An 11,991-nucleotide genomic window follows, 5' to 3' on the forward strand; every position below is an offset into this window, starting at 1 on the left:
AGGAAAATTGTATGAAAAAAACACTTCTTGCAACCGCACTTCTTGCCAGCATTGTTGCTGCTCCTTCTGCATTTGCATTTAAAGAATATCCGGCAGGTGAACCGGTTACCATGAATGGAATGGAAATTGCAGCGGTTTATTTACAACCGATTGATATGGAACCGCGCGGCATGGGCTTAGCGGCGAAAGATTCCGATATCCACTTGGAAGCGGATATTCATTCTGTGAAAGGAAACAAAAACGGATTCGGCGAAGGCGAATGGATGCCGTACTTAACCATTAACTATACTTTAGTGAATACCGATACCGGTGCAAAACAAGAAGGTACTTTCATGCCGATGGTTGCCGGTGACGGTCCGCACTATGGTGCAAACATCAAAATGATGGGCGTAGGTAACTATAAAGTGACTTACCATATCGATCCTCCGTCAAAAGCAGGTATGCACCGTCATACCGACAGCGAAACCGGCGTAGGTCGTTGGTGGAAACCGTTTGATGTAAGTTTCGATTTCAAATATACCGGTTTGAATTAATAGGTCCTTTCTGTCATTACGTGACATCTCTCCCGTTTGCGGGAGAGAGTTTAAATTCGATAATTTCACTATGAACTACTTCTTTACTCATTTTTTACAAAGCGTTCTTCCTTTTGCCTTATTACTCGGCTGTATTTGGGCTAATAGTCCTACCGTTGATCTCAAAAAACTCAAAAGCACGCTTTTTTTCAGCGTGATCATCGCATTCTCTCTGACTCTGATTCCATTAAAATCACAGCTCAGCCTACTTATTTTTAATCTGATTATTCTGGTTATATTGCTATTACTCCCCGTAGCCTATCGATTAAATTCAGAAAAAATCAACCGCACTTTTAGCGGGTTATTAGCCGTTATCGCCCTATTACAATGGTATCGAGATCCCAATCTTGCGGCAATCACAAGTACCGATGTAATTAATACCGATTTTATACTCAATATTGCAGCGATCATTCTCGGCTTATTATTATGTATTTTCCTTGCTGCCTGGCTATATTTTATGCTACGCACGGAAAAAATCAGCAAGCTAAATGTCTATCTGTGGGGATTATTACTGATACTTATCGCCATTCCTATTTTCAGTGATATTCTGCTTAACCTGATGAAATTGCAGCTCATCGAACTCACTAAAGTGCGGTTAAGTTTTGTTGCAAAAGCCACGAATTTGGCTGAATTTAATAATTATATCTGTGCGGCTCTGTTAGTCATGTTAATGCTGATTTTCACAGCAAAAATTTATCTCCCCCGCTATCACATTATGGCAACAGAAACAGATTTAATTGAAAAACGCAAAAAAACGGCACTTTTCCGTTCTGCAAAACATCTATTATTGTGGGGATTGTGCGGCATATTGCTCATTGTCACCAGCCAACTATATTGGGATAAAGTAGCGTCTCAACCGCCAAGATTATCAGAGGCTAAACCGGTTACGCTCAATGCCGGAAATAAAATCGAAATTCCAATCGAACAAGTAAAAGACGGTAAATTGCACCGCTTTGTTTGGATTTCCGATGAAGGCAAAGCCGTCCGCTTCTTTATTATCAATAAACAGCCTGAACGGTTAAATTTAGCCGTGGTATTTGACGCTTGTATTTTGTGCGGCGACCAAGGTTACGTGATGCAAGATAACCAAGTGGTATGTGTCGGTTGCGGGGTGTATTTATTTATTCCGTCCATCGGCAAGTCCGGCGGTTGTAACCCTGTACCAATTGAAGGCTGGCAACAATCGGAAAGTGCGGTCATTTTAAGCAAAGATATTTTGGAAGACGGCTTAAATTACTTCTCTACCATTGTAGAAATTGAAGTAACGGATCCCGTTGACGGTAGCAAAATGAAAAATACCAAAACAGATCATAAATATAATTATGACGGTAAAACTTATTTCTTTGCCACAGAACAAAACTTAAATTTATTCCGCGATAATCCGGAACAATATATAAAATAATGGTGAAATAATGTTATTTAGAATGATATTACAATCTTGGAAGCATAATCTGCGACGAAAAATGTTAGCTGTGCTCACCATTTTTCTTGCTTCCGGATTAATTTCTGCTCTATTGGCCGTGTCCATTGATATCGGCGATAAAATGGCTAAAGAACTGAAATCTTACGGTGCCAATATTTTAGTGGAGCCCGCAAGCAGTGCTGTGTTACCGGAAATAGCAGGCAGTGCCGATCTCTCCAGTCAGGATTTCTTAGATGAAAAAGAACTCCCTAACGTTAAGGATATTTTCTGGGGAAATAATATTGTCGGTTTTGCACCACTCTTACAAACTGAAGTGCAGGCACAATTAAGCGATAGTGCCGATCAAAGTGCGGTTAAAAACGTCAAAATTTTAGGTACGTTTTTCGATCATAATATTGCCATTGCCGATGATGACAGCTATCACACCGGACAAAAAATTATCAGTCCGTTTTGGCAGGTCAGCGGCGAATGGCCTGATGATTTTAAAGATGAACTGCCGACAATCGTGCCGGCATTAATCGGTTCGCAGCTGGCAAATCAAACACAATGGAAAATCGGTGATACGGTTACCTTGAATTATCACAATGATGAAGTACAAAATCAGCTTCAAATTCAAATTACCGGCGTGCTTTCTAGCGGTGGCGATGAAGAACAACAATTAGTTATGCCGTTAAGTGCGGTACAAAATTTATTAGATTTACCGGGTAAAGTACAGGCAATTAAAGTGTCCGCACTCACTGTACCGGAAAATGAACTGTCCCGTAAAGCCCGTAAAGATGTGGAAGCCTTGGATGCCAAAGAATATGATCGTTGGTATTGCACCGCTTATGTGTCGTCCATTTCTCACCAGCTGGAAGAAGCTATTTCGGGTGCAATTGTTCGCCCGATTTGGCAAGTAGCGGCATCCGAAGGGGTGGTAATTGAGAAAATTCAATTATTGTTAGCCGTCGTGACCGTTGCAGCCTTAGTGGCCGCGGCAATGGGAATCGCTTCTTTAATGACTACTACGATCATCGAACGCAGTAAAGAAATCGGTTTGATGAAAGCATTAGGGGCATATCAATGGCAAATTACCTTATTGTTTTATTGTGAAGCGGTACTTAGCGCCTTAATCGGCGGTATCTTCGGTTGCATTGCCGGTTGGGGATTAGCCAAATTTATCGGTGCTGCACTATTCGGTTCACCATTAAGTTTTACTTGGATTGTAGTGCCTTGCGTTTTAGTGCTCTCTGTAATAATCGCTCTGCTCGGTACTTGGTTCCCTGCTCACCGCATTGCCCGTTTATATCCGGTGGAGGTGCTTTATGGACGCTAAATCTATGTTCTGGCGGCTTATTTTTCGTGCATTACGTTTACGCTTGCAACGGGTATTTATTATCTTTGCCGCACTTACCGTGGGAGCCGGCATCGTGACGGCTATGTCAGCCGTGTATTTCGATATTAATACGAAAATGAGCCAAGAATTACGGACTTTCGGTGCAAATTTTTATATTGGTTCCGCCAGCGGTGAATTGGTGTCGGAAAGCACGGTTAATCAAATTATCAACCAAGCGCCGACAGGCTTAATTACTGCTGCCAGCCCCTATTTATACGGCGTAACCCGCAGTGATTTGGAAAAAATTGTTATCATGGGTGTGCACTATGATGCCATGCCGACACTAACACCTTACTGGCAAATTAACGGTTCGCAAGTCACTGTCAATTTTGATGATCGCAATGTCATGATTGGCAAAACCTTGGCGGAACGGTTAAATTTGAAGATCGGGAATAAAATTACGTTAAGTAAAAACGCCGTGGAAAAACAAACCTTTAATATTAAAGCTATTGTAGAATCCGGTGATGCGACCGATAGTATGCTGATCGTCAATTTAGAATTTGCTCAAAACTGGTTGGAAAAAGAAGGTCTCATCAATAATGCCTTACTTAATGTAAAAAACGATCAAGGACAAGTGGAGCAATTTGCTCACACTTTACAGCAACAATACCCCAATCTAGATATTCGACCTATTCGTAAAGTTTCTGCTTCCGAGGGACAGATTTTAGATAAGATCAAAGGATTGATGGGGATTATTTCCGTAGTTATTTTGATTTTAGCGACTCTTTGTGTAAACACCACATTGATTGCCATTGTGAGTGAACGTGCCAAAGAATTTGCTTTGCAAAAAGCACTGGGTGCTAAACGCCAAGATATTATCAAACAAATCGGAACGGAAATTCTGATTATTGCTATAAGTGCGATGGTTTCAGGCTTAATTTTAGGCTATATTCTGGCTCAAATATTAGGACTGACGGTTTTCAAAGCGACCATTGATATACGTTTCCCCGTTATTCCGTTGACTATCATCGTTTCTTTATTAGTAGCATTTATCGCTGTCATTGTACCTACGCGTCGTGCATTACAAATAGAAACTGCAAAAATATTAAAAGGCGAATAATTTTCTTAAATCAAACCGCACTTTTAAGGTAAATAACAAGATATAAATCAATAAAAATGAATATTTTTATTTTTTGAAATAAATCTTGTTTGCCTTAAGTGCGGTTTTTTGATATACCTATTTCCAGTAATTTTTAATTTTCAATACTGGAGTGGTTATGACTTCTGAATATAATACAATGCGTAATAACATTAATATGTTAGGGCGTTTTTTAGGTGAAACTATCAGCGATGTACAAGGTAGCGAAATTCTTGATTTAATTGAGAATATCCGTGTACTTTCACGTAATTCGCGTAACGGCGACGAAAAAGCAAGAAATCAATTAGTTGATACGCTTGCCAATATTTCCAGTAATAATATTATCCCTGTGGCCCGTGCATTCAGCCATTTTTTAAATCTGGCTAATATTGCCGAACAATATCAGACAATTTCCCGTCATCACCAAGATACGGCTTCTTCCGAACGTTCTTTAGGGGCATTATTTGAACGTTTGGCGGCACAAAAAGTGCCTGCCGAACAAGTGATAAAAACCGTAGAAAAATTATTGGTTGAAATTGTCCTAACCGCTCACCCGACAGAAACCACACGCCGATCTTTAGTACATAAACATGTGGAAATCAATCGTTGTTTAAGCCGTTTGGAACACAGTGATTTGACCGAACAGGAAGAACGCAAAATTAAACGTCGTTTGTTACAACACATTGCACTTGCCTGGCATACTAATGAAATTCGCACTAAACGCCCTACTCCGATTGATGAAGCAAAATGGGGAATGGCATTTATAGAAAACAGTTTATGGAATGCCGTACCGGAATTTTGCCGTCAATTAAACTTTCATTTGGAAAAACATTATGGCATTCAATTAGATCTTGAATTAACACCGGCACGTTTTTCTTCTTGGATGGGGGGCGACCGCGACGGTAACCCGTTTGTCACATCCCGTGTCACCGCAACGGTGTTAAATATGGCTCGTTGGAAAGCGGCAGAATTATTCTTAGAAGATATCAAAGCACTTTCAGATGAATTATCTATCGTGGAATGTACGCCGAAATTTCGTGAAAAATACGGTAATGATATTGAACCGTATCGTGTAGTTATCAAAGTATTGCGGACTAAATTACAAAACACACTCTCCTATTACAATGATATATTGGCGAATCGCAAGCCGGTCTTCTCATTGCAAGATACGATCTATTTTGACGAACAATTATGGGAACCGCTTTATGATTGCTATCAATCCTTGTTAGCCTGCGGTATGCGTATTATTGCCAACGGTTTGCTGCTTGATGTATTACGCCGTATTCGTTGTTTTGGTGTAACATTATCCCGTTTGGATATCCGTCAGGAAAGTACACGTCACACTAACGCCATTGCAGAAATCACCCGGTATATCGGTTTGGGAGATTATGCTCAATGGACAGAAGATGATAAACAAGCCTTCTTAATCCGTGAGTTAAGCTCACGTCGTCCGTTAATTCCACGTGATTGGCACCCGTCTGCAGAAACAAAAGAAATTTTGGATACTTGCAAAGTGATCGCAGAACAACCCGAAGGTGTCATTTCTTGTTACATTATTTCAATGGCACAAACAGCTTCCGATGTGTTGGCAGTACATTTACTATTAAAAGAAGCAGGACTGCCGTATCACTTGCCTGTCGTGCCATTATTTGAAACGTTGGACGATTTAAACGCGTCTGAGGAAGTCATGACCCAGCTATTCAATGTAGGTTGGTATCGCGGTGTAATCAACAATAAACAAATGATTATGATCGGCTATTCCGATTCGGCAAAAGATGCCGGTATGATGGCGGCATCTTGGGCACAATATCGTGCACAAGAAGCCTTAGTGAGATTATGTGAAAAACAAAGCATTGAGTTAACCCTATTTCACGGTCGCGGCGGTACAATCGGTCGTGGTGGTGCTCCGGCTCATGCTGCATTACTTTCTCAACCGCCGCGTTCATTGAAAAACGGTTTACGTGTAACCGAACAAGGCGAAATGATCCGTTTCAAATTTGGTTTACCTGCCGTTGCGGTACAAAGTTTGGATTTATACGCCAGTGCAATCTTAGAAGCCAACTTATTGCCACCGCCAGAACCAAAAGCGGATTGGCGTAAAGTGATGGATGAATTATCCGATATTTCTTGCGATATTTACCGCAGCATAGTGCGTGGCGATAAAGATTTTGTGCCATATTTCCGTAGTGCCACACCGGAACAAGAATTAGGTAAATTACCGTTAGGTTCCCGCCCGGCAAAACGTAATCCGAACGGCGGTGTAGAAAGTTTACGTGCTATTCCTTGGATCTTTGCTTGGATGCAAAACCGTTTAATGTTACCGGCGTGGCTTGGAGCAGGTGCTTCGATCCGCCAAGTGATTGAAAACGGTAGAGCGGAAATTATCGATCAAATGCAAAAAGACTGGCCATTCTTCTCTACCCGTATCGGCATGTTGGAAATGTTATTCAGTAAAACCGACTTATGGCTGTCCGAACATTATGATCAACGTTTGGTGAAAAAAGAGCTATGGTATTTAGGTGAAAATCTACGTACACAATTACAACAAGACATCAAAACCGTACTTTCCCTTTCACACGAAGATAAATTGATGTCTGACCTGCCTTGGGTGGCGGAATCCATTGCGTTACGTAACGTTTATACCGACCCACTGAACTTGTTGCAAGTGGAATTATTACGCCGCTTACGTACAGAGGAAAATCCGAATCCTGAATTAGAACAAGCCCTGATGATTACCATCACCGGTATTGCTGCCGGTATGCGTAATACGGGGTAGTTATTGGAATTAAATTAAGTAAAATAGACGGGCATATAAACGCCCGTTTTTTGTTATCATTATTTAAAACGTATATTTTAAATTTGTGAAATATATACGCCCTTCTTCCAAATACCCTTCTGTATAAAAATAATTTTTATCGAAAATATTAGAGATCCCGGCATCAATTGTGAAATTATTATTGATGTTATAAGTTAATTTAGCATCAGTAACACCAAATCCGGATAGTTTCACATAATTACGGCCATCGCTGCTGTAGCGCCCTGTTTCAGCAGATTGGCTAATATAGAGTGATAAATTCGGTAAAATGTTCCAATCTGCATAAGCAAAAAATTTATGTTTAGGTACATCTGCCACAATAATGGATGACTCTTTATTTTTTGCACGAATATAAGTGTAATTCGCTCCTAATGTTAATTTATCACTCACAAAAGCAGTAAGTCCTAATTCAGCACCTGCAAATTTTTCCGTACCTACATTTTTATTCATCACTTCATAAACTTGTTTTCCTTTTATCTTAGTAATATTGCCAGTTTGCACTTCATTGATTGCATCACGAATTTCCGAATAAAATACGGCACTTTCTACTTTAAACCAATTATCAAAGGTACGGAAATAGCTAATTTCATAATGATCCGCAACTTCCGGTTTTAAGAACGGATTTGGTGTTCTATAACGCTTCAAACTGCGAGAATAACGATCTTTCATTGTGGCAAAACGAGTTTTATGAGCGTAGCTGACACTTAGTTCATCATTCTCATCAAAACTATGATTCAATTTAATTTGATAATTGAAGGCATTTTTATTACCGACATCATAATCATATAAACCATACACTCCACTGGTAATTTGCTGATAGTTTTGTGATTTTATTGCTTCACGACGGTCAAAACTCAATCCCACAATCATATTGGTACGTTCGCTAAAACGATAAGTATCTTCTATACCAAAGCTATATGTGCGATCTTCACTGCGGGCGACCGGTTCACCGTCATTATTTTCTCTGTGTACGTCAAATTTATACAGTGCGGATAGTTTTAGTGTATTTTTTTCTGATGTATTGATTCCAAATTCTAACCCGCCACCATAAGAATAATCCCGATAATGACTGTTAAAGGAACTATTGGCCGCTTGTGTGGTAAAATTTAGATCATCGTAAGCACTTAGATCATTTTTAAAGTGATCATAAAAAACTTTGGTATTTAAATAATATTTTCCACCGGTAAATTCTGTGTGAGATAAGAAATATACGTTGTCTTTATCCCAAACCGGCCAACGCCAATATCTATCACGGGCATTTACACTGTTGCCAGCATAAATCGGTTGCTCTTTCTTTCCTCGTTGTGTGGTAAAAGATAGTGCATATTCATCAGTTACATTGGGTGTATAAGCAGCTTTTAAACTAAATTTTTTATCGCGGCTTACCGAGTTTTCGGCACGGCCGCCATTTTCATCACTCACGGCTGTATTTTGCCGATAATGCTTAGAAAGCTGTAAACCTTGTTTTTCTAAAAAACTACCGTTGACTTGTGCATAAAAGAATTCTTGTTTAGTACCTAGATTAAAATAAGTTTGATTTGTTGCCGTATGACTATTGTGCCCGGTTTGGAAACCATAACCGATAGTACCTTCTAATTCTTTTGTCGGTTTATGAGATATTAAATTGATAGCTCCGCCAAGTGTATTTGAACCGTATAAGACGGAACTTACACCTTTAGAAATATCGATTTGAGCAAGATCGAACGTCGTAAAACGTCCTAAATCCATATTACCGTCATAAGGCACATACACTGGAATACCATCAATAAATACCGGCACACGAGTAGAACCAAAACCACGCACTAAAATATTTTGTTCATTCCTGGCTCCTTTTCTTTCAAAAGAAACACCGGGAGTAATACGGGCAACTTGTGCCACGTTGGTAATCTGATTTTGCTGTAACTGTTCTTGTTCAATAACGGCTGTGCTGACATCCGTGCTGGCTTTACTCGCTACTTCAATTACGCCAAGCTGAAAAGTATCACTAGCATAAATTTCTCCGCTACAAGCTAAAGTAATTGCAGTACACAATAACGTTTTTTTCATGATTGTTATTTCCTTATGTATTATAAATAATATCATTATATATTTTTTTATATATTGATAATTAAAAAAATTAATTCACTTTAATATCTTCTGGGAACAATTCATCGAATTTTTGTTCTGTAAAATAAATCATCTCAAAACCCTTACTTCTGCCAGCTCACAAATGCCCAAATCCGTTGTGGCGGGCGAACGATAAGATTATTTTGATGTTTGGTAAAATATTGTTGCAATAACGCGATTTCCTTATTATTCAATTCTCCGATTGACCACTGTACGGAACGGATAAAATCCTGCACATCCACTTTCTGTGGTGCGGGAGTCATGCAACTATGAGTATCCATAAAATTTACTGTGGCTCGATAACCTTGTTGGTGCAAAATATTAACGGCATAAATATAGCTTGGAAAACCCACACTATCGCGTCCGATATAACGCAGAATATCCTGCGAAATAAAATCCTTATCAACAGTCATTGTAAGATATACCGCTTTTCGGGCTTTAGAATTGAGCTTATAGATAGCATCTTCAATGTCATTCACCATCGTAGAACGAGATGCTACACAAATATCACATTCGGGAATATGTTCCCAATTTTCATCCCAAGAGTTTAAAATTGTCGTAATATTTTGAATACCTAACCGCTCAGCTCGTTGTTGGACTACTTCTAACATTTTCGGACTGTAATCCAAGGCATAAACCTGTTTGACTTTATCCGCTAATGCCAAGCCTATCGCACCTCCGCCACAGCCGACATCAAGCACCGTATCATCATTACCGAACATCATCCGGGATAAAAAATCCTGTACATAATCATTGTTCAGATCAAATTCACTGTTTAGCATTTGTTCCGCTTTTTTATCCCAATCTTCAGGGCGTTTTGGCTCGCGAGTGGCCAATTGAATATGATTACGATACAGTTCGCCAAAATCAATGTTGTTAATGATCATTCAGTTACTCTCCAATTTGCTAATATATTTTTATCCAGTTGATAAATTTGAGATAAATTTTCTAAGTTTAAAACTTCAGTACAAATACCGTCCGACATAATTTTACCTTGATGCAATAAAACCGCACGATCTGCAATACACAAAGCATGATTGGGTTGGTGGGTTGTAAGTAAAATAGATAGCCCTTGTTGTTTTAGTTGCTTAATTTGTTCCAATACCCGGATTTGGTTACCAAAATCAAGATTTGATGTAGGTTCATCCATAATCAGTAATTTCGGCTGTTGAGCCAAGGCTCTAGCTATCAATACCAACTGGCGTTCACCACCGCTTAATTGCGAATAAGTGCGGTGATAAAGATGTTCAATATTTAATTGTTGCAAACATTGCAACACAATAGCTTTGTCCTTTTCTGTTGGCGAACTATACCAATCCACATAAGCGTTTCGTCCCATTAATACCATTTCTTCTACGGAAAAACCGAAAGTGCTGTGATGGGCCTGTGGTACATAACCGATAAATTGGGCAAGAGCTTGTTTTGTCCATTGTATTTGCGGGATTTGATTAATCAAGATTTTACCTTTCAACGGCATTAATACGCCTAAGATAGTTTTGAGTAAAGTTGTTTTACCACAACCATTCGCTCCTAATAAACAGACGATTTCATTAGCCTGAAATTTAATGTTGAGGTTTTCTGCAACCGGTGTTTTTCCATAACCGACCGCCACTTGATTTAATTGCAATATGATCATTTTTTTGATCCACCATTAATTAATAAACTTAAAAAGAACGGTGCACCAATAAATGCCGTAATCACACCAAGTGGTACTTCAATAGGAAAAACGGCTCGTGCAACAGTGTCTGTCAATACTAAAAATCCCGCCCCCATTGTAAGTGCGGTAGGCAATAAGCGGCGAAAATCAGCACCAATCCACAAACGGGCAATATGGGGGATAACCAAACCAATCCAGCCGATCACTCCGGTAATGGATACGGCAGCGGATGTCATTAATGTTGTGGATAGAATAAAAACCAATCTTGTACGTTGTACATTGATTCCCAAAGCCATTGCTTCTTCATCATTAAGACTGAGTAAATTCATTCTCCAACGTAATAGCAGTAACGGCATTATTCCGATAATAATTAGCGGTACAGCAATTTGCAGATCTTCATAAGTTGCCATATTTAAACTGCCTAACAACCAAAAAGTAATTGTAGTAAGCTGGCTGTAGGGATCGGATAAAATTTTAACTAATGAAATTCCTGCTCCCAATAATGCACCAACCGCAATACCAGACAATACCAATGCTAAAATCGGATCATGATAACGGGCTATTTGAGAAATCTTGAAAACAAAAAATACCGTACACAGCCCGCTGATAAACGCAACCACTTGAACCATCATTAACGATAAACCGAAATAAATTGCCAATACTGCTCCCAAGCCTGCTCCTACAGTCACACCTAAAATATCCGGTGATACTAAAGGATTTTTAAAAATTCCCTGATACGTTGCACCCGCCACTGCTAAGGCCGCCCCCACAAAAACCGCTGTGATAATACGGGGTATGCGAATATGCCACAACACCGTTTCCGCATTGCTTTGCACCGGTTCAAATATACGCATCACGGCAGACCACAATTCCGTCGGAAAAATCGTATATTGTCCGGCAAAAAATGCGATGATGATACTTGCCAATAAAAATAACGGCGGAAACCAATATTTAAATTTATTCAT

Annotated in this window: 9 protein-coding genes; 5 read left to right on the forward strand and 4 right to left on the reverse strand. The window is 39.5% G+C overall.

Annotated features, from left to right (window positions below):
* The first annotated feature begins 11 nt into the window (after positions 1-11).
* The 5 genes from EDC44_RS05950 (at position 12) to ppc (ending at position 7,224) form a co-directional block, all read left to right on the forward strand.
* Positions 12-533 carry an iron transporter gene (locus EDC44_RS05950; RefSeq protein WP_131976352.1) on the forward strand — a complete coding sequence of 174 codons (522 nt, stop codon included), beginning with the start codon at positions 12-14 and terminating at the stop codon, positions 531-533.
* Positions 534-603: 70 nt separating this feature from the next.
* Positions 604-1,974, forward strand: coding sequence for a Fe-S-containing protein (locus tag EDC44_RS05955; RefSeq protein ID WP_131976354.1), 1,371 nt, complete (start codon positions 604-606; stop codon positions 1,972-1,974).
* 10 nt (positions 1,975-1,984) lie between these two features.
* Entirely contained in the window at positions 1,985-3,310 is a 1,326-nt protein-coding gene (locus EDC44_RS05960) for an ABC transporter permease (protein WP_131976356.1), read from the forward strand.
* A gap of 4 nt (positions 3,311-3,314) precedes the next feature.
* A complete protein-coding gene (locus tag EDC44_RS05965; RefSeq protein WP_131976423.1) occupies positions 3,315-4,430 on the forward strand; it encodes an ABC transporter permease in 1,116 nt (371 codons plus the stop codon).
* 157 nt (positions 4,431-4,587) lie between these two features.
* Positions 4,588-7,224, forward strand: coding sequence for a phosphoenolpyruvate carboxylase (gene ppc, locus EDC44_RS05970; protein WP_131976358.1), 2,637 nt, complete (start codon positions 4,588-4,590; stop codon positions 7,222-7,224).
* A 63-nt stretch (positions 7,225-7,287) separates the two neighbouring features.
* Here ppc and EDC44_RS05975 read toward each other — a convergent pair whose 3' ends face one another.
* From EDC44_RS05975 to EDC44_RS05990, 4 genes are all read right to left on the reverse strand, one after another.
* Positions 7,288-9,309, reverse strand: coding sequence for a TonB-dependent receptor plug domain-containing protein (locus tag EDC44_RS05975; RefSeq protein ID WP_131976360.1), 2,022 nt, complete (start codon positions 9,307-9,309; stop codon positions 7,288-7,290).
* A 143-nt stretch (positions 9,310-9,452) separates the two neighbouring features.
* Positions 9,453-10,256 (reverse strand): class I SAM-dependent methyltransferase, encoded by an 804-nt coding sequence (locus tag EDC44_RS05980; RefSeq protein WP_131976362.1) that lies wholly within the window; start codon positions 10,254-10,256, stop codon positions 9,453-9,455.
* Positions 10,253-11,005, reverse strand: coding sequence for an ABC transporter ATP-binding protein (locus EDC44_RS05985; RefSeq protein ID WP_131976364.1), 753 nt, complete (start codon positions 11,003-11,005; stop codon positions 10,253-10,255). Before EDC44_RS05985 ends, EDC44_RS05980 begins: the two co-directional genes overlap by 4 nt.
* On the reverse strand, positions 11,002-11,991 hold the full coding sequence (locus tag EDC44_RS05990; protein ID WP_131976366.1) for a FecCD family ABC transporter permease: 990 nt from the start codon (positions 11,989-11,991) through the stop codon (positions 11,002-11,004). Before EDC44_RS05990 ends, EDC44_RS05985 begins: the two co-directional genes overlap by 4 nt.

Source organism: Cricetibacter osteomyelitidis (assembly GCF_004340985.1).
In the GTDB taxonomy this organism is placed as follows: domain Bacteria; phylum Pseudomonadota; class Gammaproteobacteria; order Enterobacterales; family Pasteurellaceae; genus Cricetibacter; species Cricetibacter osteomyelitidis.

Coding starts and splice junctions, on each gene's coding strand:
- EDC44_RS05990 (WP_131976366.1), bottom strand. CDS start 11,991: ATGAATAAATTTAAATATTGGTTTCCGCCGTTATTTTTATTGGCAAGT.
- EDC44_RS05975 (WP_131976360.1), bottom strand. CDS start 9,309: ATGAAAAAAACGTTATTGTGTACTGCAATTACTTTAGCTTGTAGCGGA.
- EDC44_RS05950 (WP_131976352.1), top strand. CDS start 12: ATGAAAAAAACACTTCTTGCAACCGCACTTCTTGCCAGCATTGTTGCT.
- EDC44_RS05955 (WP_131976354.1), top strand. CDS start 604: ATGAACTACTTCTTTACTCATTTTTTACAAAGCGTTCTTCCTTTTGCC.
- EDC44_RS05985 (WP_131976364.1), bottom strand. CDS start 11,005: ATGATCATATTGCAATTAAATCAAGTGGCGGTCGGTTATGGAAAAACA.
- EDC44_RS05980 (WP_131976362.1), bottom strand. CDS start 10,256: ATGATCATTAACAACATTGATTTTGGCGAACTGTATCGTAATCATATT.
- EDC44_RS05960 (WP_131976356.1), top strand. CDS start 1,985: ATGTTATTTAGAATGATATTACAATCTTGGAAGCATAATCTGCGACGA.
- EDC44_RS05965 (WP_131976423.1), top strand. CDS start 3,315: ATGTTCTGGCGGCTTATTTTTCGTGCATTACGTTTACGCTTGCAACGG.
- ppc (WP_131976358.1), top strand. CDS start 4,588: ATGACTTCTGAATATAATACAATGCGTAATAACATTAATATGTTAGGG.